General features: G+C 75.0%; 21 protein-coding genes and 1 tRNA gene. 8 read left to right on the top strand and 14 right to left on the bottom strand.

Annotation, left to right across the window (positions count from 1 at the left end):
- Positions 1-23: 23 nt before the first annotated feature.
- On the top strand, positions 24-845 hold the full coding sequence (locus tag DQ239_RS09315; RefSeq protein ID WP_113834140.1) for an HAD hydrolase family protein: 822 nt from the start codon (positions 24-26) through the stop codon (positions 843-845).
- A gap of 57 nt (positions 846-902) precedes the next feature.
- The gene (locus DQ239_RS09310; protein ID WP_113834139.1) at positions 903-1,328 is read left to right on the top strand and encodes a hypothetical protein; all 426 of its coding nucleotides are present in this window, start codon (positions 903-905) and stop codon (positions 1,326-1,328) included.
- Here the strand turns inward: DQ239_RS09310 and DQ239_RS09305 are convergent.
- The 5 genes from DQ239_RS09305 to rarD all read right to left on the bottom strand — a co-directional run bounded on the left by DQ239_RS09305 (position 1,325) and on the right by rarD (position 7,754).
- Positions 1,325-2,182, bottom strand: a complete 858-nt coding sequence (locus tag DQ239_RS09305; protein ID WP_113834138.1) for an ABC transporter permease subunit — start codon at positions 2,180-2,182, stop codon at positions 1,325-1,327. The two genes, DQ239_RS09310 and DQ239_RS09305, sit on opposite strands and share 4 nt — an antisense overlap.
- Positions 2,179-4,989, bottom strand: coding sequence for an alpha/beta fold hydrolase (locus tag DQ239_RS09300; RefSeq protein WP_233488995.1), 2,811 nt, complete (start codon positions 4,987-4,989; stop codon positions 2,179-2,181). The genes DQ239_RS09305 and DQ239_RS09300 overlap by 4 nt, the downstream gene beginning before the upstream one ends.
- 78 nt (positions 4,990-5,067) lie before the next feature.
- On the bottom strand, positions 5,068-6,132 hold the full coding sequence (locus DQ239_RS09295) for a LytR C-terminal domain-containing protein (protein WP_147252062.1): 1,065 nt from the start codon (positions 6,130-6,132) through the stop codon (positions 5,068-5,070).
- 246 nt (positions 6,133-6,378) lie between these two features.
- Positions 6,379-6,720 (bottom strand): DUF3263 domain-containing protein, encoded by a 342-nt coding sequence (locus tag DQ239_RS09290; RefSeq protein WP_113834135.1) that lies wholly within the window; start codon positions 6,718-6,720, stop codon positions 6,379-6,381.
- A 122-nt stretch (positions 6,721-6,842) separates the two neighbouring features.
- Entirely contained in the window at positions 6,843-7,754 is a 912-nt protein-coding gene (rarD, locus tag DQ239_RS09285) for an EamA family transporter RarD (protein WP_113834134.1), read from the bottom strand.
- Positions 7,755-7,795: 41 nt separating this feature from the next.
- Here rarD and DQ239_RS09280 point away from each other — a divergent pair, with 41 nt between their 5' ends.
- The 3 genes from DQ239_RS09280 to DQ239_RS09270 all read left to right on the top strand — a co-directional run bounded on the left by DQ239_RS09280 (position 7,796) and on the right by DQ239_RS09270 (position 11,342).
- Positions 7,796-8,194, top strand: coding sequence for a DUF5313 family protein (locus DQ239_RS09280; RefSeq protein ID WP_113834133.1), 399 nt, complete (start codon positions 7,796-7,798; stop codon positions 8,192-8,194).
- A gap of 129 nt (positions 8,195-8,323) precedes the next feature.
- The gene (locus DQ239_RS09275) at positions 8,324-10,696 is read left to right on the top strand and encodes a multicopper oxidase domain-containing protein (protein ID WP_113834132.1); all 2,373 of its coding nucleotides are present in this window, start codon (positions 8,324-8,326) and stop codon (positions 10,694-10,696) included.
- A gap of 7 nt (positions 10,697-10,703) precedes the next feature.
- Positions 10,704-11,342 (top strand): hypothetical protein, encoded by a 639-nt coding sequence (locus DQ239_RS09270; protein ID WP_113834131.1) that lies wholly within the window; start codon positions 10,704-10,706, stop codon positions 11,340-11,342.
- On the opposite strand, the gene DQ239_RS09265 is transcribed toward DQ239_RS09270, so the two are convergent.
- The 4 genes from DQ239_RS09265 to DQ239_RS20605 all read right to left on the bottom strand — a co-directional run bounded on the left by DQ239_RS09265 (position 11,316) and on the right by DQ239_RS20605 (position 13,798).
- A tRNA-Thr gene (locus tag DQ239_RS09265) sits at positions 11,316-11,388 on the bottom strand. The genes DQ239_RS09270 and DQ239_RS09265 overlap by 27 nt on opposite strands.
- A gap of 62 nt (positions 11,389-11,450) precedes the next feature.
- Positions 11,451-12,158, bottom strand: a complete 708-nt coding sequence (locus DQ239_RS09260) for a hypothetical protein (RefSeq protein ID WP_147252060.1) — start codon at positions 12,156-12,158, stop codon at positions 11,451-11,453.
- A 194-nt stretch (positions 12,159-12,352) separates the two neighbouring features.
- On the bottom strand, positions 12,353-12,979 hold the full coding sequence (locus DQ239_RS09255) for a hypothetical protein (RefSeq protein WP_113834129.1): 627 nt from the start codon (positions 12,977-12,979) through the stop codon (positions 12,353-12,355).
- Between the two features lie 126 nt (positions 12,980-13,105).
- The gene (locus DQ239_RS20605) at positions 13,106-13,798 is read right to left on the bottom strand and encodes a hypothetical protein (RefSeq protein ID WP_199582815.1); all 693 of its coding nucleotides are present in this window, start codon (positions 13,796-13,798) and stop codon (positions 13,106-13,108) included.
- Between the two features lie 79 nt (positions 13,799-13,877).
- On the opposite strand from DQ239_RS20605, the gene DQ239_RS09250 reads away from it, so the two are divergent.
- The 3 genes from DQ239_RS09250 (at position 13,878) to DQ239_RS09240 (ending at position 17,552) form a co-directional block, all read left to right on the top strand.
- Positions 13,878-14,654: an ABC transporter permease gene (locus DQ239_RS09250; protein ID WP_199582813.1), complete on the top strand. Its 777-nt coding sequence runs from the start codon at positions 13,878-13,880 to the stop codon at positions 14,652-14,654.
- Between the two features lie 106 nt (positions 14,655-14,760).
- A complete protein-coding gene (locus DQ239_RS09245) occupies positions 14,761-16,224 on the top strand; it encodes a trypsin-like peptidase domain-containing protein (protein WP_233488994.1) in 1,464 nt (487 codons plus the stop codon).
- 47 nt (positions 16,225-16,271) lie between these two features.
- On the top strand, positions 16,272-17,552 hold the full coding sequence (locus DQ239_RS09240; protein WP_233488992.1) for a DUF445 domain-containing protein: 1,281 nt from the start codon (positions 16,272-16,274) through the stop codon (positions 17,550-17,552).
- 7 nt (positions 17,553-17,559) lie between these two features.
- Here DQ239_RS09240 and DQ239_RS09235 read toward each other — a convergent pair whose 3' ends face one another.
- The 5 genes from DQ239_RS09235 to ispD form a co-directional block, all read right to left on the bottom strand.
- Entirely contained in the window at positions 17,560-17,988 is a 429-nt protein-coding gene (locus tag DQ239_RS09235; RefSeq protein WP_113834127.1) for a CBS domain-containing protein, read from the bottom strand.
- Positions 17,989-18,054: 66 nt separating this feature from the next.
- Positions 18,055-19,014 carry a 23S rRNA (guanosine(2251)-2'-O)-methyltransferase RlmB gene (rlmB, locus tag DQ239_RS09230; protein WP_113834126.1) on the bottom strand — a complete coding sequence of 320 codons (960 nt, stop codon included), beginning with the start codon at positions 19,012-19,014 and terminating at the stop codon, positions 18,055-18,057.
- Complete coding sequence (gene cysS, locus DQ239_RS09225; protein WP_113834125.1) at positions 19,014-20,411, bottom strand: cysteine--tRNA ligase; 1,398 nt, start codon at positions 20,409-20,411, stop codon at positions 19,014-19,016. The genes rlmB and cysS overlap by 1 nt, the downstream gene beginning before the upstream one ends.
- Positions 20,412-20,421: 10 nt before the next feature.
- Complete coding sequence (gene ispF / locus DQ239_RS09220; protein ID WP_233488989.1) at positions 20,422-20,943, bottom strand: 2-C-methyl-D-erythritol 2,4-cyclodiphosphate synthase; 522 nt, start codon at positions 20,941-20,943, stop codon at positions 20,422-20,424.
- Positions 20,940-21,626, bottom strand: a complete 687-nt coding sequence (ispD, locus tag DQ239_RS09215; RefSeq protein WP_113834123.1) for a 2-C-methyl-D-erythritol 4-phosphate cytidylyltransferase — start codon at positions 21,624-21,626, stop codon at positions 20,940-20,942. Before ispD ends, ispF begins: the two co-directional genes overlap by 4 nt.
- Positions 21,627-21,638: the final 12 nt, after the last annotated feature.

The raw sequence follows: 21,638 nt of genomic DNA, 5'->3' as shown, positions 1-21,638 counted from the left end.
CGGGCGGCGGACAGGATGGGCGGGTGGCAGCGCGGATCGTCTACACCGACCTCGACGGCACGATGGTGGGACCGCGGGGGTCGTTCTGGCACACCGCGGGCCGCGACCTCACCGCCGATCCGGCGACGGCGCTCCTGGAGCTGCACCGCGCCGCCGTCCCGCTGGTGCTGGTCAGCGGCCGGACGTTCGAGCAGGTCGTCGAGGCGGCGCGCATCTTCGCCGCCGACGGCGCCATCGCCGAGCTGGGCGCGATGCTGAGCTGGGACGGCGGGCGGGGCACCCACCGGTTCACCGGCGAGCTGCCCGCCGAGCACGCCGGCCGCACGCCGATGGAGGTCATGGCGTCCCTCGGGGTCCTGGAGGAGCTGTTCGCCGCCCACCCGGGCCGGCTGGAGTGGCACGCGCCCTGGCACACGACCCACGACACCGACGCGCTGCTGCGCGGCCGGGTCGACCCCGTCGCCGTCGACGCGTGGCTGGCCGAGCGGGGCGCCGGCTGGCTGACGCTCAAGGACAATGGCGCCCTTCCTGTCACCTCGCGGATGACCCTGGACCCCGACCCGGCGCCGCCGCGGGTCTACCACCTGATGCCGCGCGGCATCTCCAAGGGCGCGGCGATCGCCTGGGACCTCGAGCGCCGCGGCATCGACCCGGCCGACGCGGTGGCGATCGGCGACAGCGTGAGCGACCTGGAGATGGCGCCCGCCGTGGGCCGGCTGTGGATCACCGCCAACGGCGCGGCGGTCGACGGCATGGCCGACCGGATCGCCGCCGTCCCCAACGCCGTCGCCACGGACGCCCCGATGGGCGAGGGCTGGGCGCAGGCGGTCCGGGCGAGCCTGTGACGGGGACCGATGAGTGCCGCCACCGGGGCCGGTCTCCCTCGCATGCCCACTGCGCACATGAGCCGCCTCGCCCCACTGATCGGGCGCTGGCAGACCTCGGGCACCGTCCACGGCGCCGCAGGCGCAGTGTCCGCGTCGATCGACGGCACCGACGTCTACCGCTGGCTGCCCGGCGGCTGGTGGATCGCCCACGAGGTGGATGTGGTCATCGGAGCCGAGCACGTGCTGACGCACGAGCTGATCGGCGGGGTGGACGCCGCGACCGGCGGCTGGCAGATGCACGCGTTCGACGCGGGTGACTCGCCGTCGCTGACGGCGCTGGTCCCCCAGCCGGACGGGCGGCTGCTCCGGCGTGCCGACGGCGTCCGTTCGTGGTTCGACCCCCACGCCGGTGCCGACCTGATGACGACGCGCTGGGAGCGCGAGGCGTCCCCGGGCAACTGGGCGCTCTGGATGGACATGCGCTTCCGGCGCGCGGCCTAGCTGGTGACGTCGCGGCGGGCGAAGTGCCGGAAGCCCAGCGCGGTGAAGACGGCGGCGTAGACCAGCGACTGGACGACCCCGCGGAACAGGTCGCCGTCCTGCACCGGTGTCTGGAGCAGGTCGGTCCAGGCGAACTCCTCCGCGGTCGGGAACCAGTCGCGCAGCGAGCCCAGCTGCTCGACCTGGTCGAGGATCGCGAAGACGAACATCGTGAACACCGCGCCACCGACGGCGGCCAGCGGCGCGTCGGTGATGGTGGAGAACCAGAACGCCAGCGTGCCCACGACCAGCAGGTGGACGGCGAGGTAGCCGAGCATCCCGGCCAGGCGCACGAACCCCTCGCCCTGGGACAGCGTGACCCCGACCGGGGTCTCGATGGGCCCGAACCCGAACGCGAGCGAGCCGGCCAGCACCGAGACGGCGGTGAGGGTGAGCAGCGCCCCGACCGAGAGCACCAGGGCCGCCAGCCACTTCTGCCGGAGCAGCCGCATCCGGGGCACCGGGGTCGCCAGCGTGTACCGCAGCGCCCCCCACTGGGCCTCGCTGGCCACGGTGTCGCCGAAGAACAGCGCGTAGACGACCACCAGGAAGAAGCCGGTGGTCGCGAACAGCACGAACAGCGTGAAGTTCAGCCCGCTGGCGGTGGCGACGTCGACCAGGTTGATCCGGTCGTTCTCGCCGGCGTCCTCACCGGCCCCGAGCTCCAGCGCGGCGATGAGCAGCAGCGGGAGGGCGACCATGAGCGCGCCGACGCCGAGGGTGCGGCGCCGGGCGAACTGCCGGCGCAGCTCCACGGCCAGCCGCAGGGTGCGCCCGGGCCGGTACCCCACCGCTGCACCGCTCCGGTCCGTCATGACTCCCCCACCAGCGCCAGGAAGGCGTCCTCGAGCCGACGGCGCGGCGTGAACTGGTCGACGGCGATCCCGGCCGCCACGAGCGCCTGCAGCGCCGCGGCACGGCCGTGGCCGTCCAGGTCGGCCACCAGGCCGTCGTCGGTGCGCGCGGCGGTGACGCCCGGGAGCGCCTCGAGGACGGCGATCGCCCGGTCGGTGTCGGCCTCGGCCACCCCCACGAGCACCGCGCCGCCCGCGCCCACGATTTCCTCCACCGTGCCCTGCGCGATCTTCTGCCCCTTGGCCATGACGACGACGTGGCTGCAGGTCTGCTCGATCTCGCTGAGCAGGTGGCTGGAGACGATGACCGTGCGCCCGGTCGCGGCGTAGGAGCGCAGCACGTCGCGCATCGCGTGGATCTGCGGCGGGTCCAGCCCGTTGGTCGGCTCGTCGAGCACCAGCAGGTCGGGCAGGCCCAGCATCGCCTGGGCGATCGCGACGCGCTGCCGCATGCCCTGGCTGTAGCGGCGCACCGGCCGGTCCAGGGCGGCACCGAGGCCGGCGACCTCGATCGCCTCCTCCATGTGCGCGTCCTCTGCCGGGCGCCCGGTCGCGGCCCAGTACAGCCGCAGGTTCTGCCGGCCCGAGAGGTGCGGCAGCAGACCGGTGCCCTCGACGAACGAGCCCAGCCGGGACAGCACCGGGGCGCCGGGCCGCGCAGCGTGGCCGAACACGCTGATCCGCCCCTCCGTGGGCTGGATCAGCCCCATGAGCATGCGCAGCGACGTCGTCTTGCCGGCGCCGTTCGGGCCGAGCAGGCCCAGCACCTGGCCGCGGCGGACCTCGAAGGAGAGGTCGCGCACCGCCACGAAGCCGTCCTGGTAGGCCTTCGTCACGCCCTCGAAGCGCAGCGGCACGTCCTCGCCGTCGGGCTCGACCGCGCTGACCAGCCGGTCGCGGCGCCGTCCGACCAGCCACGCGGCACCCCAGCCCAGCAGGCCGAGGAGCACCAGGCCGCCGAGGAGCAGCCACCAGCGGGACGTCCCACCGGCCGACTCGACCGTGCCGGCCACCTGGGGCACGCTCACGCCGGCTCCGGCGTCGGCCAGGGCCACGGAGTAGACGGCCGGCTGGGCCGGGAGGGCGAAGCCCTGGTCGGTCGAGGAGACCACGACCCGCATCGTGTGGCCGGCCTCGAAGCGGTGCACGACCGCGGGGAGCGTCACCTCCACCGTCGTGGCCCGCGCCGGGTCCGTGGACAGGCCGGTGAGCTGCAGCGGCGCCACGAGGCCGGCCGGCAGCACGGTGGCGCCGCCGGGCGCGACGTCGTACAGCTTCGCGAACAGCGTGGCCGAGCCGCTCTCCGAGGAGACGTCGAGCGTCACCGTCGGGGCGCCCACCACCTCGACCGCGGCGTCCAGCGGCGCGCTCTCGAAGCTCGCCGACTGCCCGGGGATCTCCAGCGTCGTCCCGGAGAGCGCCGCGGTCAGCGCACCCAGCCCGGGCACCGTCGTCAGGGCCGCCGGCGTCCCACCGGCCGGGTTGACCACCGGCTGCAGGGACCCGGTCAGCTCGATGCCGGTCCGGCGGACGGGCTCCCCGCCGTCGAGACCGGGATAGCCGTCGGCGGTGACCGTGCGGGTGCCGCCCTGGACGCGCCCCACGGTGCCCGCGGTGCCCAGGCCTGTGGGTGCGGGGAAGGCGAAGGGGGCGAGCTCGGCGTCCCCTCCGCGCAGGTGCACGTCGAACCAGTCGCCGACGGCGTCGCGCAGATCGCCGGCGACCCGGTCGGAGGCCGGGGTGTCGTGCCCGCCGGCGTACCAGAGCACCTGCACCGGCGTGCCGTTCGCGGCGATCCCCCGGGCGTTGGCGTCGGCCTCGCCCAGCCCGAAGAGCGAGTCCTGGGTGCCCTGGATCAGCAGCGTCGGCGCGGTGATCCGGTCCAGGACACCGGCCGGGCTGCCGCGGTCGAGCACCGCGGCGGCCTCGGGCGTCAGCGTCCCGGTCGAGGCGGCGGACTGGTAGGCCGCGCACACCTCGGCGCTGAACCGGCCGCAGGTGAGCGCCTGGCTGACGTTGTCGGCGCCGACGCCGGCCGGCACCGGTCCGCCGTCCTGGAGGCCGGATCCGCCGAGCACGTCGAGCAGGTCGCCCGACGGCGCCGCACCCAGGCCGAAGAAGAGCCCGGACCACAGCCGCTTGTAGACGCCGGTGTCGCCCTGCGGTGTCGCCGCCGGGGTGCCGGCGGGCACCGCGCCGGTCTGCGACGGGAACAGCGCCGAGGTCAGCGAGTGCCAGGTGATCTGCGGTGCGATGGCGTCGATGCGCTCGTCGTAGGCCGCGCCGAGCAGCGCCAGGGCGCCGCCGTAGGAGGCCCCGGCGACGCCGACCCGCGGGTCCCCGTCGCCGTCCTGGACGACGTCGTCCCGCTCGGCGAGGACGTCGACCAGCGTGCCGAGGTCGGCTCCCTCGCGGTCCGGGTCGACCAGCCCGATCTGCCCCGTGCTGTCGCCGAACCCGCGCGCGGAGAAGGTGAGGACGACGTAGCCGCGCCCGGCCATCGCGCGGGCGTCGTCGGCCACGGACTGCTTGCTGCCTCCGAAGCCGTGCGCGAGCACCACCGCGGGCGCCGGCAGCTCGTCCCCGGCCGGCAGGTACAGCGTCGTGTCCAGCTCCACCGCGTCGGCACCCGATCCGCTGGAGATCCGGGCGTCCTCCGTGCGGACGCCGTCGGCGGCCGCGGCGGGGGCGGCCCCGGCGAGGACGGCGCCGGCGACCAGGGGCAGGAGGACGGCGAGCGCGCGCCGGGCGCCGGGGCGCGGACGCACGAGCCCGCGGGAGCGACGCACGAACCGGCCAACGGACGGCGTGCGGGGGGTGTTCCGCAGGCGGTCAACCAGCGGAGATCAGGGCACCCACTCGCCGGCGGCGACGATGACCAGGCTCGAGGCGTCGACCTCGGCGGGCAGCTCGAAGAAGCGCGGCGCCGGCCCCTGCAGCTGCGGGAACTGCTCGACCAGCTGCAGGGCCGCCTGGCGCTGCGTCTCGTCGCCCTCGGTGTAGTAGACGGTCGTGGCGGGCACGTCGTCGCCGTTGTAGGCGCCGACGCCCGCGGCCTCCCAGCCGCCGCCGACCACGACGCCCGAGATCTTGGCGGCCAGGCCGGTGACGTCGGTGGCGTTGAGCACGGCGAGCGGCACGCGCACCGGGGCGCTCGGCGCGACCTCCTCCACGGGGACCGTCTCGGCCCCCGTGTCGAGCTCGGGCAGCGGGGGCAGCGGCGTGACGGGGGCGACCGACGTGGTCGCGGGGGTGGTGCGCGTCGAGGCGGCGGCCTCGTCGGTCTTGGGCGAGGTCACCTGGTAGACGCCGAGCACACCCAGGGCGACGACGCCCATGGCGACCAGACCCTTGGCCACGCGGCGCGGGGCCCGACGGGGCTCGTCGTCCAGCAGGGTGATGCCGTTCTCCTTGGCGGCCCGCCGGCGGGCGTCGTCGGCCGCCTGCCGCTCGGCGCGGAGCGCGGCGCGGCCACCGACGGCGGCACGCGAGGAGCCGCGGGCGGGACGCGCCGGGGTCTCCTCGTCGAGGTCGGGGATGTCCTCGTCGCGCTGGGCGACGGAGCGCTCGGGGATGAGCGAGGTGGCGGGGACGGGCGCGAGCGCCGCCCGCATCTCCTCCTCCGAGGGCAGCTCGCCGGAGCGGGAGGGCTTGGTCCAGTCGCCGTAGCGGGCGTCGGAGCTCCCGCCGGCCTGCCGCGGGAGGCGGGGCGCGGGAGCGCCGCTGCCGATGCCGGTCGGGCCGGTGCTCGCGGGCGCGGCGTCGTCGTCGACCCACACGCTCTTGCGGCGGGCGGCGGCGGCCTCGGCGGCGCGGAGGCTCTCGGCGAGCGCTCCGGCGCGCTCCTCCAGCGGCGCCGAGGGGCGCGAGGAGACCGGGACCGGAGGCAGGGGCAGGCGCGCGCGGGACACGGGGGCACCCGGCTCGGCCGGCCGGTTCGCCACGGCGGCGGCGGTGGGGCGGCGCGAGGGGGCCGGGTTCAGGCGGGCGCGATCGCGTCCGGGAGCGGTCGGGTGCTCGCCCAGCCCGGCGTCAGGAACCCCGCGCCAGAGGGCGCCGGGAGCATCCGTCCGACGGCGGCCACCGGCCACCGGAGCACTCATCCCGTCACTGCCTGATCCCGCGTGCCTGCCCACGGTGACGGAATCTAATGCTTGTCACTCTCGATGCCCAGGACCTCGGGACGGACGCGTCCGTTGCCGTGCCGCGCGCACCCGCCGCAACCTGCGGACCAGCAGGGGGTCGGCCGCCAGCGCCTCCGACCGGTCGACCAGGGCGTTGAGCACCTGGTAGTAGCGGGTCGGGCTCAGGCCGAAACGGTCGCGGATCGCCGTCTCCTTGGCGCCGGCCGCCCGCCACCACTGCCGCTCGAAGGCGAGCATCGCCAGCTCGCGGGCGGTGAGCCCCGGGGCTGTGACCTGCACGGATGCCGGTGCAACGGCCTCCGCGGCGTCGTCGTCGCGGGCTGCCGAGGCCGCCGCGGCGAGGTCGGTGGTCATGCTCGTGCGCCTCCTGCTGGACCGGGCCGACCCGTGGTGCGGGCGGCTCGAGAGGAACGCTAGAGGGGACCTCCGACAGTTCCGGGCAGCGCGGCGGCGCCGCGCGCGGACGGCGGCGGAGGTCACAATCCGGCCGGGACGACCTCCGGAATCGACCGGCGTGTCCCTGCACGGGCGTGTCGCAGGCTGTCGGCGGTGAAGACCGCCAGGGCCACCCAGACGACGGCGAATCCGGCCAGCCGCGCCGGGGGCATCGCCTCGTCGTAGACGAAGACGCCGACCGAGAGCTGCATGAGCGGCGTGAGGTACTGGAGCAGCCCGACCGTGGACAGCGGGATCCGGCGGGCGGCCGCCGCGAACAGCAGCAGCGGGACGGCGGTGGCGATGCCGGAGCTGGCCAGCAGCAGCGCGTGCCCGGCGCCGGCGAACGTCCCCGCGCCGTCGGCGTGCAGGAAGCCCAGGAGCGCGATCGCCGGGAGGGTCATGACCGCCGTCTCGAGGAACAGGCCCGGCGCGGCCTCGACCCGGACCACCTTCTTCATCAGCCCGTAGAGGCCGAAGCTGGCCGCGAGTCCCAGGGCGATCCACGGCGGCCGGCCGTAGTCGACGGTGAGCACGGCGACCGCGACCGCCGCGATCCCGACCGCCACCCACTGCAGCCGGCGCAGCCGCTCGCCGAAGACGACCACCCCGAGCAGGACGCTCACCAGCGGGTTGATGAAGTAGCCGAGCGAGGTCTCGACGACGTGGCCGGAGTTCACGCCGTAGACGAAGATCAGCCAGTTCGCCGCGATGAGCACCGACGCGCCCGCGAGGACCAGCACCGTCCGCCGGTCGGCGACGGCGGCCCGCACCAGCCCCCAGCGGCGGACGACGGTGAGCAGCAGGGCGACGAACAGCAACGACCAGACGATCCGGTGGGCGACGATCTCCACCCCGCCCGCGGGCTCCAGGAGCGGGAAGTAGAGCGGGAACAGGCCCCACATCGTGTAGGCGGCCAGGCCGGAGAGGATCCCCAGACGTCGCTCGTCCACGGGGGGTCACCGTACGCCCGCGGGGGCATACCGTCGTACGCGTGGGGAGCGAACGGCCGAACCCGGCGCAGTGGCTCTGGTACGCCCTCGGCGGCGGCCTCCCCCGGCGGCTCTCCCCGTGGGTGCTGGCCGACACGACCTGCCGGACGTGGATCTGGCGGCACTTCGCCCGCGCGCTGGTCCAGCTGTTCCCCGTCGTCGTCCTGTGCCCCCTGCTGCCCCCGGTGCCGCTGGCCTACCGGGTGTCGGCAGCGGCCGGCGGGGTGCTCATCGGGCTGCTGTTCTCGACGGCGTTCATGACCGAGACGAACGAGCACCGGGCGGTGAAGGCCGGCTATCCCCCGGGCACCGCCGGCCGGCTGCGCGAGGAGCGCGCGGAGCGCGACCGGGTGGAGCGGAGGTCGCCCTACCGCCGGGACGGCGCCGGCAGCTTCGACTGAGGCTCACCGGCCCCTAGTACAGGGGGTCCCCGACCCCCCATCGGTGGCCTGTGGCGTGCCCGCAGGGCGGCGAAGGATCGAGCCGCTCGACAGGCAGCCCGCCAGGGTGCACACAGGGAGAAGCCACCCATGACCGTCCACCAGCAGCCCAGCCCCGCCGGCGACGCTGCGCCCCCACCGACGACTCCGCGGCAGCTGTCGCGGCGCACCGTTCTCCGGACCGGGGCCAGGGGTGCGGCGCTGGCCACCGCCTACACCCTCCACTCGATGCTCGCCCCGTCGCTGGCCCGGCAGGGCCTGAACACGCCGGAGGGCGTCTTCAACGCGGCATCGATCGAGCTGGCCGACTCGCTCTACACGGAGGTGTTCCCGACCAGCCCGCTGGTCCTCGAACCCTTCAAGGACCAGCTCCCGATCCCGGCGGTGCTGCAGCCGACCTCCGGCCTGCCCGAGGCCGGCAAGGGCAAGCAGTCGAGCCTCGCCAAGAAGGACGGGTCCTTCCAGGCCCACCAGTGCTGGTCCGACGACGAGCGGATCATGGCTGGCAACGGCGGTATCCCCTACCCGGAGCCGATCCAGTACCACCTGCCCGTGCAGATCGCCGAGCACTCGTTCACCTCGTCCAAGGTGCTGCCCATCGACGCCAACGGGAAGCCGACGGTCTCCTTCGACCGCGACGGCCGGACCTACCCCGCAGGGGTCCCCCGGTTCCTGCCGGCCAGCACCGTCTACGCGTTCGCCGGCACGTTCCCCGGGCCGGCCATCCACGCCCGCTACGGCCGTCCCGCGCTGGTGCGCTTCGCGAACCAGCTCGGGAACAACCCGCAGAAGTTGCCGACGATGGACTTCGGAGCGCCGGACAAGACGTTCCTCACCCACCTGCACAACGGCCACACGGCGCCGGAGAGCGACGGCAACCCGCACTACTTCTTCAAGGACTTCGACGACGTCGAGGTCAATGGCTACGGCCCGGGCACGTGGTGCGACAACCTGTACCTGAACTGGCCGGCCGGCGGCGACGACGCCGAGAAGCAGAGCTTCTTCTGGTTCCACGACCACCGGATGGACCAGACCGGGTCCAATGTCTACAAGGGCATGGTCGGCCTCTACCCGATCTACGACCCCAAGGACTACCGGACCGACGCCACCTACCTGAAGTTCAACCCGGACGCCGGCACCCCGGGCAAGCCGAACGGCTTGAAGCCCGGCGGGCTGGACGACGGGGACGAGACCAAGGGCCTCGGGCTGCCCGGCGTCCCCAACGGCAACGGCGTGGACTACGACATCCCGCTGGCGTTCTTCGACGCCCGGCTGGACGACGGCGTCACCGTGCACCACGACATGCACGACCGGGAGTTCCTCGACGAGAACGGCGCGCCCATCCCCGGCAACCTCAAGCACCCCGAGTGGTGGGGCCGCACCTTCTACAAGCACTTCCCCAACCACGGCTTCGTGGGCGACCTGTTCACGGTGAACGGCACCGCGTACCCGGTGCTCAAGGTCAAGCGGCGCAAGTACCGGTTCCGGTTCCTCGACTGCTCCCTGGCCCGGATCTACGAGTTCAAGCTGATGAGCTCGGCGGGCGGGCCGAAGGCGGCCCGGGACCTCGGCCTCTCCGGGGACGAACTGCAGGGCCAGTACCGCATCCCCGACGGGGAGCAGTGCATGCAGATGATGCAGATCGCCTCCGACGGCGGGCTGCTGCCCAAGGTGCTGACCCGCGACTCCTTCGAGCTGTGGCCGGCCAAGCGGCGGGAGATGGTGATCGACTTCCGCACCTACGGCGCCGGCAGCAAGAAGGGCAGGGCCACCCGGAAGGGCGAGCGCATCTACCTGACCGACGTGATGCGGATGAAGGACGGGCGGATGTTGAACAGCTCCACGCGCTCCTCCCCCGACCCCACCTACAAGGTGCCGGTGCTGGCCTTCGAGATCGAGGACGACGCCGAGGCCCCGGACGCCAGCAACGTCTTCCCCGGCAAGCTGCTGCGGCCGCTGCCCGAGATGCGCCTCAAGCCCGGCACCCCCGAGTTCGACGCCGCCATGCGCAACCGGCTGGTCTTCGAGGTGCAGCGCGGCAGCGGCAGCGGGGAGACCGAGTGGCTCATCAACGGTCAGGAGTTCGACCCGAGCACCCCGGTGACCAGCCTGAAGAACCCGGCCGGCAAGACGCCGAAGGCAGTCGTCAAGAAGGACAGCTACGCCCTGTGGGAGATCCGCAACGGCGGCGGCGGCTGGGTGCACCCGTTCCACCTGCACATGGAGGAGCACCGCACGGTGATGCGGAACGGGAAGCTGATGATCAACCCGGACGGCTCGCAGAAGACCGACGCCGCCCATCCCGACGACGGCTCCCGCGAGGACCTGGTGGCGCTCGACCCGGGCGAGTCGGTGATCATCTACCGCCAGTTCCGGGACTTCGAGGGCGACTACGTGGCGCACTGCCACAATCTCGCCCACGAGGACCACGCCATGATGTTCGGCTGGACGATCGCGAAGTAGGCCGACGGTGTCCCTCGCCTCCGCCCCGTCGCTCGAGGCCGACCGCGCCCGGCGCACGCCGGGCGCGGTCGCCTGGACCACGGTCGCCGTCCTCGCCGTCGTGATGGCGTTCGCCGACGGGTTCGTGCTGACCGCGGTCCAGGGCGCGGTCGGTGCGATCGCCCGCGCGCAGGAGCCGGTCACCTACTGGCTGTGGATCTCCGCGGCCCTGGTCCCGGCCTTCGCGCTCGCGGTGCTCGCGGCGATCTACTACGCCCGTCGCCTGTTCGGCCCGACGCTCCGCTCACCGCTGCGGGTCGTGGGCGCCGGGCTGCTGATCGCGCTGGCGGGCAGCGTCGTCGGCACGGCCGCGCTCGTGGTCAGCGCGATCCACGACTACGACCAGCAGTCGCAGATGTCCTCGACCATGCAGATGGATTCCTCGCCGGCGCCGCCCGGCGTCTGCACCGGGGAGTGCGCGGCCGACCAGGCGCAGTACGACGTCCACCTGAGGGCGGCGCGGCTGGGCAGCGCCCTCGACATCGGGGTCAACGTCGTGCTCGTCGGCTGGATCGTGGCGTTCCGCGGCGGTCGGCTGGAACGCCCTGAGGTCGAGCGGGCCGGGGACGTCGAGGAGCGGAGCCGACGAGGGGACTTGAACCCCTAACCGCCCGATTACAAGTCGGGTGCGCTACCAATTGCGCCACGTCGGCGGGACACGGGAACACGTCCCGCCGACGAGTCTAGGGACAGCACCCGGACGAGGTCCGCGCCGTCAGCCTGCGGCGGACCCGAGGGCCCGCTGGATGACCGCGAGAAGTCGGAGGTGGTGCTCGAGCAGCAATGGCCGGTGCCCGTCGGGTCGCAGGGCAGCGAGGTGCCCGGCCGCGATCCAGAAGTCGTCGCCGTCGTCCGTGGCGAGCAGTGCCTGCCGGACCGCCGCATCGTCGGCCACCTGTCGGGCACCCGCATCACGACCGAGCACGCGCCAGCGCGCGTCGAAGCGCTCGTCGCCGGTCTCGAGACGGGCCAGGCCGTCCGGGTCGTGCAGCCACAGCCGGGCCGGCGTCAGGCGCACGGTCGGCGCACCGGCCGGCACGGCAGCCGCCGTCACCGCCCACTCCGCGATCCACCCGGTCGTCGCGGAGACGGCGATGTCGAAGGCGAGCACGTCGAGGCCGTCGACGGAACCGGCGATGACGTTGCGAGGGTGGTGGTCGCTGCCGATCCGGCGAGCCGGCGCGCTGCGCACCAGCTCGTCGGCGACCCTCTGCCGCCGTCCGGATCCGTCGACCGCCTCCCACCCCGCCCGCCGGGCCCAGGTCCGGATGCCCACCCGGTCCGCGTCACTGGCGAAGACCTCGTCGGCTGGTCCGCGGCCGTGCCCGCGGCTCATCCCGAGCCCGAGCCGACCGGGCCCGCCGGCGTCCCGCTGCGCCTGGCCTACGTGCGGGTGTTCTCGATCCCGCGAGAGGTCGCTCACCGGGCCAGCTCCCGGTGGGCGGCGGTCAGGACGGCGTCGCGCACGCGGTCCAGCATCGCCGAACGGAGCCGCCACTGCTGCCAGTGGTCTTCGCGCGCCCCGTGGCCTAGCGGGTCCTCGACGGCGTCATCGCCGTCGTCATGACCGCGCTGGCCGTCTCGCTCGTCCTCCGCGGGCTGGACGCCGGCTGACCGTCAGGCGGCGCCGGTGCCCGCGGCCGGGAGGTCGCGCACGTGGTCGGCGGGGTTGCTGCTCGTCGTGGGCCCCTCGGCCAGCCAGCGCGCGAAGCCGGTGCCGTCCCGCCGCTCCAGCTCGTCGAGGATGGACACCCGGCGATCCACCACCGCCCGGCGCAGCGCGGGCTCGACGCGGGCCTCCAGCAGCGCCGTGGACTGCAGCCACTCCTCCCCGAGCTCCCGGCAGCTGAGCTCGGGGACCGAGGGCCGCGGTGAGACCGGCGCCTCCTGACGGACCGGGGCCGTGGAGCGCGCGCGGCGCAGGTGGACGACCAGCACGGCCGTCGCCACGGCGCCGGCGACGAGCAGGGTGACCACGACGCCGGCGACCGCCGCCAGGCCGGCCAGCACCAGCAGCACGCCGGCGGTCCACCCGGCCGCGCGCCCGCCGGCGTCCAGGATCCGACCCCGGGCCGCGCCGGGCCCCTCGGAGGCCAAGCCGGCGGCGACGGTGCCGACGACCGTCGCGGTGACGAGCACGGTGACCAGCCCCGGCCCGCGCAGCGCCAGGCCACCGACCACCGCGAGCGCGGCGCCGACCAGCAGCGCGAGGACCTGGGCTGACCGGACGAGCGGTGCGGGCACGGGACGGCCTCCGGGAGAACTGCGGCGACGACGCGGGCGGTCTGCCGGGCGCCGCGTGCGGCCGCACTACCCGTGGATCGCCGACCATGCACGCGTTCCCGGTGTGTGGCGTACCGACCGGCGCCCTCAGCCGGCGCCGGGCTCCTCGCGCAGGAACTCCGCCGGGTTGCCGCCCCGCTCCGTCCCGAGCGCCAGCCAGCGCGCGATCCCCTCGGGATCGCGCCGCTCCAGCTCGTCGAGGACCGACGCCCTCCGGGCCGCCACCGCCTCCTGCGTGAGCGGCTCGGGTGCGGCGTCCAGGAGTGCCGTCGTGCGCAGCCACTCCTCCCCCAGCGACCGGGTGCTGAGCACCCGCACCGGCGGGAGGACCGCCCGGGCGACGCCGGCCGCACCGATGCGGAACGTCGGGGCCGCGGGGTGCAGCGGGGAGAGGAGGACCGGGCCCTCCGGCTCGTCGGGGAGCGCCGCCCCGGCCGGTGCGGCGCGGCGCGGGCCGGGCCGGTGGAGCACCAGGGCGGCGACGGCGAGCAGCGCACCGGCGAGCAGGGTCACCGTCATGCCGACGAGCAGTGCGGCCCCGCAGAGGACCAGCAGCCCACCGACGGTCCAGGCCGCGGCCCGTGCCCCGGCGACCAGGGCCACCTCGCCCGCCCGCGACTCCTCCCAGGCGGCGCCCGCCCAGGCGGCACCCACCAGTGCGGTGACGACCCCCAGGCCGAGGACCGCCGAGCCCTCCAGGGCGAGCCCGCCGACGACCGCGAGCACGGCCGCGAACGGCGCGGCCAGCACCAGTTCAGGCCGTCCGGGGAGACGGGGCACGGGCGTCCTCCTGCTGAGGTCGGGCGTCGTCGACGGCCGGCCGCCTGGCCACCCGTGGTACCCGGCAGTATCCACGCCCGTGGGCTCCTCCGTCGTCGACCCGGATCTGCGGCTGACCGTCGTCCTGCTCGTGCTCACCGCGCTCGCCGCGGCGGCCGGCCGGTTCTCCGGCCTCGGTGAGGAGCGCCCGATCCTCGTCGCCGCGGTCCGCGCGACGGTGCAGCTGGCCGTCGTCTCCACCGTCCTGCTCGCCGTCGTCGAGTCCCTGCTGCTCTCCGCGGCCTTCGTCCTGCTGATGACCGGCATCGCGGCGATCACCGCCGCGGGGCGGGTGACGGGGCGCCCGCTGCGCTCCCCCGGCGCCCGCGACCGGTTGCTGGCGACCGCGCTGCCGATCGCCGGCGGCGCCGCACCCGTCGTGCTGCTCGTCCTGGGCAGCGGGACGGTGCCCTTCCGGGGGGAGGCGGTCATCCCGATCGCCGGCATCCTCATCGGGGGCGCAATGACGGCGACGTCGCTGGCCGGCCGGCGGCTGAACGAGGAGCTGGAGTCCCGCCGCGGCGAGGTGGAGGCCGCGCTCGCCCTCGGGCTGCTCCAGCGCGACGCCGTCCTCCTCGTGCTCCGGACCGCCGCGGCCTCCGCCCTCATCCCGCCCCTCGACCAGACGCGGACGGTCGGCCTGGTGACGCTGCCCGGCGCGTTCGTCGGCGTCCTCCTGGGCGGCGGGACCCCGCTGGAGGCCGGCGCCGCCCAGCTGCTGGTCCTCCTCGGGCTGCTGGCCGCCGAGATGCTGGCCATCTGGGCCGTCACTGAACTGGTCGGACGCGGGGCATTGCTGGAACGCGTCCCGCGTTGAGCCGTCCAGACATTTCACAGGGATCCTCCAGCCCCGAATCAGTGCGGGGCAGGACAGTGGGACCGTCGCGCCGGCCGGATGGCCGCGCGGAGGGAGGAGAGGACCAGTGAGCGAAACCGGATCGTCGGGCCACACGGGACCGGTCGGGCCCGCGGAGGGCTCCGGCCAGCAGCCGGGAGGTCCTGACCGCGCGCCGACCGCTCCGCAGCCGTCCTACGGCCAGCCGAACGCGAACCCCCAGCCCTACGGGCCCCCGACCGGGCAGCAGCCCTACGGCGGGACGCCGTACGGGCAGCCGTACGCCCGGCCCTACACCCCGCCGCCGCCCAATTCCCCGCCGCAGGGGCAGCCCTACTGGGGCCCGCCGCGCCAGCCGACCACCCCCGTCCCGCACGCCTCCGGCGGGCTGCCGCCGGGTGCCGGCTCGGCGGAACCGGGCGCGGTCGCGGTCGCCGCCCCCGCCCCCGCCCGCCGCAGCGGCCGCGTCCGCATGGGTCTGGCCGGGCTCGTCGCCGGCGCGCTCATCGGCGGCGCCGCCGGTGCCGGCGTGGCCACCCTGGACGACGACGGCGGCCGGTCGGGCACCGCGACCACGGCGGCGCAGAACGTCGTCATCCAGAACCCCGAGTCGGCGACGACCGCCACCGCGGCCGCCGCGAAGGCCGCGCCCAGCGTGGTCACCGTCTACGTGACCAGCCAGTCGAGCGCGGGCAGCGGCTCCGGCGTCGTCCTGACCGAGGACGGCTTCGTGCTCACCAACAACCACGTGGTCGCCGGTGAGGGCGGAGGCGGCGGGACGGTCCAGGTCCGCACCTCCGACGGCACCCTCTACGACGCCGAGGTCGTGGGCACCGACCCGTCGGCCGACATCGCCGTGCTGAAGCTCGACGGCGCGCAGAACCTCACCCCGGCCACCTTCGCCGACTCCGACGACGTCCAGGTCGGCGACGTCGCGGTCGCCATCGGCGCTCCGCTGGGCCTGTCCAACACGGTCACCGACGGCATCATCAGCGCGACCGGGCGGGCCGTGCAGACCGGGTCCTCGCAGGACGACGCGACCGTCATCGACGCGCTGCAGACCGACGCCGCGATCAACCCGGGGAACTCCGGCGGCGCGCTGGTCAACGGCGCCGGCGAGGTCATCGGCATCAACACTGCGATCGCGACCGTCGCCTCCGGGGGCATCGGCGGCGATGCGCAGAGCGGGAACATCGGCGTCGGCTTCGCGATCCCGAGCAACACCGCCAAGCGCATCGGCGACGAGATCCGGGAGACCGGCAAGGCCACCCGCGCGTTCCTGGGGGTCAGCTCCCGCACCGCGGCCGACGGCGGGAACACCGAGGTGGGCACGGGCGCCGAGGTGGTCTCCGTGGAGGCCGACAGCGCCGCCGCGGAGGCCGGCCTGGAGGCGGGCGACGTCGTGGTGGCGGTGGGCGACCGCCCGATCACCAGCTCCACCGAGCTGACCGCCGCGGTTCGCAGCGAGGCCCCCGGCGCCACGGTCGAGCTCACGATCCGCCGCGGCGGGGACGAGAGCACCGTCGAGGTCACCCTCGGGTCCACCGGCTGACCCCGACGGGAGGAGCGGTCGAGGGTCCCTTATCTAGGCTCGGGAACGTGCCGGAACCTCGACCGTCCCTCCCGTTGGTCGGCTCCCTCGACGATCCGCAGCGGGCACGCGACCTGGCCCGGATGAAGCGGCTGGCCACCGGGCTGTTCCTGCTGGCCGCCGCCGTCTTCGTCGGCTGCGTACTGCTGGGCGAGGAGCACGGCGCCTGGGTCGGCTACGTCCGGGCCACCGCGGAGGCGTCCATGGTCGGCGCCCTGGCCGACTGGTTCGCCGTCACCGCCCTGTTCCGGCACCCCCTGGGGCTGCCGATCCCGCACACCGCGATCATCCCGCGCAAGAAGGACCAGATCGGCGAGAGCCTGGGCACCTTCGTCCAGGAGAACTTCCTCACCCGCGGGGTCGTCGAGGACAAGCTCGGCACCATCGACGTCCCCGGCCGGCTCGGTGTCTTCCTGGCCGCACCGGACCGGGCCGAGCGCCTCTCCGGGGACGCAGCCGCGGCGCTCCAGGCGGTGTCCGAGCTGCTCCGCGACGAGGACCTCGAGCCCGCCGTCGCCGCGCTGGTGCAGCGCAAGCTGCACGACACCCCCGCCGCACCGGCTCTCGCCCGGGCCCTGGAGCTCGTCGTCGACGGCGACCGGCACCAGGAGGTGCTCTCGGCGGCGATGCGGCTGCTGTCCCGGTTCCTCGAGGACAACCGGCTGGTCTTCCGCGCCCAGCTCGGCGACGCGACGCCGGCCTGGGTCCCCGACTGGGTGGACGACCGGGTGTTCGACCGGGTGTTCGCCGGCGTGCAGGACTTCCTCGACGAGGTCGGCTCGGACCCCCGGCACGAGCTGCGCCGGGCCTACGACGCCCGCCTGAAGGCCTACGTCGAGGCGCTGCGCACCGACCCGGAGACGGCGGGGCGGGTGGAGGCGCTGAAGAAGGAGCTGCTCGAGCACCCCGCGGTGCGCACCTGGTCCGGTTCGCTGTGGTCCAACGCGAAGACCGCCGTCCTCACCGCGGCGGCCGACCCGGACTCGGAGCTGCGCGCCCGCGTGACCGCGCTGATCCTGCAGGGCGCGCGGCTGCTGGAGTCCGACCCGACCGTGCGGGAACTGGTGCAGCGGCACTCGCGCACCGTCGCCGGCTACCTGGTCGAGCGGTTCTCCGGCGACGTCGCCGACCTCGTGAGCAGCACCGTCGCCCGCTGGGACACCGACGAGACCAGTCGCCGCATCGAGCTGCAGGTGGGCCGCGACCTGCAGTGGATCCGGGTCAACGGCACCGTCGTCGGCGGCCTGGCCGGCCTGGTCATCTACACCGTGGCGCAGCTGATCGGCTGAGCCCCGCTCAGGTCTGGATGTAGTTGACGAGCTGGCGCCGCTCGTCCTCCAGCTCGTCCAGCCGCGCCTTGACGACGTCGCCGATCGAGACGATGCCCACCAGCGCGCCCTCGGCTACGACGGGGACGTGCCGGACGCGGTGGTCGGTCATGGTCCGCGCGAGGTTCTCCACGTTCGCGTCCGGCGCACAGACGTGCACCTCGGCGGTCATCACGCTGGACACCGGATCGGCGAGCAGGTCCGCACCGCGCTCGTGCAGACCGCGGGCGACGTCGCGCTCGGAGACGATGCCGTCGACCCGGCGGCCGTCGGAGGAGACGACCAGGGCACCGATCCCCTTCGCCGCCAGCAGCGCGAGAGCCGAGCGGACACTGGCCGAGCCGTCGACGGTCGCGACCTCGGGATCCTTGTGACGGAGCAGCTGGCTGATCAGCACGAGGGCCTCCTCGGGGGCGGTGGCGCGGAGTGTGCTCCTCCCCCCGCCCCGGAGGCAATGGCCGGGTCAGCGGCGCGCGGCCGCCGCTGCGTAGAGGGCGATGCCGGCGGCGACGCTGACGTTGAGGGACTCGGTCTCGCGGTCGATGGGGATGCGCACGACGACGTCGCACTTCTCCCGGACCAGCCGCGACAGGCCGCTGCCCTCGGCGCCCACCACCAGGGCGACCGGGTCGGCGAAGCCGTCGTACTCGTGCAGGTCGACGTCGCCGTCGCCGGCCAGGCCGACCGTCTGCAGGCCCGCGTCCTGGTAGGAGGCCAGCGTGCGGGCCAGGTTCACCGCGCGTGCCACCGGGATCCGCGCGGCCGCGCCGGCGCTGGTGCGCCAGGCCGACGCCGTCATGCCGACGGCTCGGCGCTGCGGCACCACGACGCCGTGGGCGTCGAAGGCGGCCGCCGAGCGCACGACGGCACCGAGGTTGCGCGGATCGGTGACGCCGTCGAGCGCGACCAGCAGTGGCGGGCGCCCCGAGTTCCGGGCGAGGTCCACGAGGTCGTCGGGGTGCGCGTAGTCGTAGGGCGGCACCTGCAGGCCGATGCCCTGGTGCAACGCACCCTGGGACATCCGGTCGAACTCGGCCTTGCCCACCTCGAGCAGCGGCAGCCCACGGGCGGCGGCCAGCCCCAGCGCCTCGGTGATCCGCTCGTCGGTTGCCCGGGCCGTGTCGCCGGTGACGACGTAGAGCGCCGTCGCGGGGATCTGCGCGCGGAGCGCCTCCACGACGGGGTTGCGACCGAGCAGGAGCTCGGGCGCCTCCTCGGCGCGCTGGCGGGCCCGCGTCCGCTCGGCACGCTGCCGCTCGGCGGCCTGCGCCCGGCGCTGGGCGGGGTGGCCGTACCGCTCGGCGGCCGGCGGGGTCGCCCCGCGACCGGCCAGCGCCCGGCGGTTCTTGCCGCCGGTGCCGGCCGTGGCGGTCTTCTTGCCTGCGCCGGTCGTGCGGCCGCGGCGCTGGCTGTTGCCGGCCATCAGCGGGTCAGCTCCCATCGGGGTCCGTGCGGGGTGTCCTCGACGGTGACGCCGAGGGTGGTGAGCTGGTCGCGGATCGCGTCGGCGGCGGCGAAGTCCTTGCGGGCGCGGGCGGCCTGGCGCTGCTCCAGCGCCAGCGCGACGAGCCCGTCGGTCGCCGCGGCGAGGCCGGAGTCGGCACCGGTGGCCCACTGCGGGTCGAGCGGGTCCAGCCCGAGGACGCCGAGCATCGCGCGCACCGCGCCGAGCGCGGCGGCCGTGGCCGCGTCGTCGTCCGCGGCCAGCGCGGTGTTGCCGTCCCGGACCGCCTCGTGGACGGCGGCGATGGCGGCGGGGGTGCCCAGGTCGTCGTCCATCGCGGCACGGAACGCGTCGGGGAGGCTGGTGTCGACGTCGCTGCCCACCCGCTCCGCCGCACGCTTCACGAACGACTCGATCCGCCGGTAGCCGGCGGCCGCCTCGTCCAGCGCGGCGTCGGTGAACTCGATCATCGACCGGTAGTGCGGCGCGACGAGGTAGTAGCGCAGCTCGACCGGCCGGACCCGCCGCACGACCTCGTCGACCAGTGCGGTGTTGCTCAGCGACTTGCTCATCTTCTCGCCGCCGAGGGTGACCCAGCCGTTGTGCATCCAGTACTGCGCGAACCGCTCACCGGCCGCGCAGGACTGCGCCCGCTCGTTCTCGTGGTGCGGGAAGCGCAGGTCCAGGCCGCCGCCGTGGATGTCGAAGGCGTCGCCCAGGTACTTGCCGGCCATCGCCGAGCACTCCAGGTGCCAGCCCGGCCGCCCGGCGCCCCACGGCGTCGCCCACGACGCGGTCTCCGGCTCGCCGGGCTTGGTCGCCTTCCACAGCGCGAAGTCGCGAGGGTCGCGCTTGCGCTCGTCGGTGTCGGTGTCCGCCGCGGGCTCCAGGTCGTCCAGCTTCTGCCCGGTCAGCTCCCCGTACGAGGGGAACGACCGCACGTCGAAGTACACGTCGCCGTCGACGGCGTAGGCGTGCCCGCGGTCGATGAGCCGCTGGACGAGTTCGACCATCTCGGGGATGTGCCCGGTCGCCCGCGGTTCGTAGGTGGGGGGCAGGATGCCGAGGACGTCGTAGGCCCGGGTGCAGGCGCGCTCGTTGAGGTACGCCCAGGCCCACCACGGGACGTCGCGCTCGGCGGCCTTCGCCAGGATCTTGTCGTCGATGTCGGTGACGTTCCGGACGTAGGTGACCTCGAGGCCACCGGCCTCCAGCCAGCGCCGCAGCACGTCGAAGGAGACCGCGGCCCGGATGTGGCCGACGTGCGGCGGACCCTGCACGGTGAGCCCGCAGACGTAGACGGATGCCTGACCGGCACGCAGGGGCGTGAAGTCGCGGACCGCACGGGCGGCCGTGTCGTACAGGCGGAGGCTCACTGCTGGGAGTCTACGGAGTGCCGGGAGCGGCCTCGGCCTGCGGAGAGCCGGTCTCCCCCGTGCGGACGACCAGGGCGGTGGCGACGGCGGCGCGGCCCTCACCGCGGCCGGTCAGACCCAGGCCGTCGGTGGTCGTCGCGCTGACGCTCACCGGGGCCCCCAGCGCGGCCGACAGCACCGCCTCGGCCTCGGTCCGGCGCGGCCCCACCTTGGGGCTGTTGCCGATCAGCTGCACCGACGCGTTGCCCACCTGCCAGCCCGCCGCGGCGAGCACCTCCCGCACGTGGGCGAGGACGTCGGCACCGCGGGCGCCGGCCCAGCGCGGGTCGTCCGTGCCGAGCAGGCCGCCGATGTCACCCAGCCCGGCCGCGGCCAGCACCGCGTCGGTGAGCGCGTGCGCGACGACGTCCCCGTCGGAGTGCCCGGCGCAGCCGTCGACCCCCGGCCACTCCAGGCCGGCCAGCCAGCACGTGCGGCCGGCCTCGACGGGGTGCACGTCGGTGCCGGTGCCGACCCGAGGCAGGGCGGTCACCACGAGGCCTCCGGGCTGTCGTCGGAGCGCAGCACGAGCTCGGCCAGGACGAGGTCGTGGGCGACGGTGACCTTGGCGCACAGCTCGTCGCCGGCCACGGTGGCCACGGGCACGCCGGCCCGGCGCACGACCGCGGCGTCGTCGGTCAGGTCGGCGTCGGCATCGAGCCCGGCGTAGGCCGCCTCGAGCGTGGTGCGGTCGAAGCCCTGCGGGGTCTGGACGCGGCGCAGCGGAGCCCGTGGCACGGCGTCGGTGACCAGGCCGTCGTCGTCGACCAGCACGGTGGTGTCGACGACGGGCAGCACGGGGACGACCGCGGGGGCGCCGGCGGCGATCGCCTCGAGCACGCGGACGACGACGGCGGCCGGGGTGAGCGGGCGGGCGGCGTCGTGCACCAGCACGGCGGTCGCCGCGGGGTCCACGGCGGCCAGGCCCGCGCGCACGGAGGCGGTGCGGGTGGCGCCGCCGTCCACGACGACGACGCCGGTGGGCAGCGCGGCCTCGAACTGGGCGCGCTGGGCGGCCGGCACGACGACCACCACCTCGGCGACACCGCCGTCGAGCAGCGCGTCGACCGCCCGGCACACCAGCGGCCGGCCGGCGAGGGGCACCAGCGCCTTCGGCAGATCGGCCCCCAGACGCGAACCACTCCCGGCCGCTGCGACGATCGCTGCAGCGTGCACGGGAGTGGTCCG

The organism is Blastococcus sp. TF02-09 (genome assembly GCF_003319105.1).
In the GTDB taxonomy this organism is placed as follows: domain Bacteria; phylum Actinomycetota; class Actinomycetes; order Mycobacteriales; family Geodermatophilaceae; genus Blastococcus.
Note: the sequence above shows the minus strand (reverse complement) of the source record. Positions and strands in the feature narration are given on the sequence as shown.

What these genes read in the sequence shown, in the direction of transcription:
- DQ239_RS09310 (WP_113834139.1), top strand. Translation starts at nt 903, where the DNA reads ATGAGCCGCCTCGCCCCACTGATCGGGCGCTGGCAGACCTCGGGCACC.
- DQ239_RS09305 (WP_113834138.1), bottom strand. Translation starts at nt 2,182, where the DNA reads ATGACGGACCGGAGCGGTGCAGCGGTGGGGTACCGGCCCGGGCGCACC.
- DQ239_RS09290 (WP_113834135.1), bottom strand. Translation starts at nt 6,720, where the DNA reads ATGACCACCGACCTCGCCGCGGCGGCCTCGGCAGCCCGCGACGACGAC.
- DQ239_RS09275 (WP_113834132.1), top strand. Translation starts at nt 8,324, where the DNA reads ATGACCGTCCACCAGCAGCCCAGCCCCGCCGGCGACGCTGCGCCCCCA.
- rlmB (WP_113834126.1), bottom strand. Translation starts at nt 19,014, where the DNA reads ATGGCCGGCAACAGCCAGCGCCGCGGCCGCACGACCGGCGCAGGCAAG.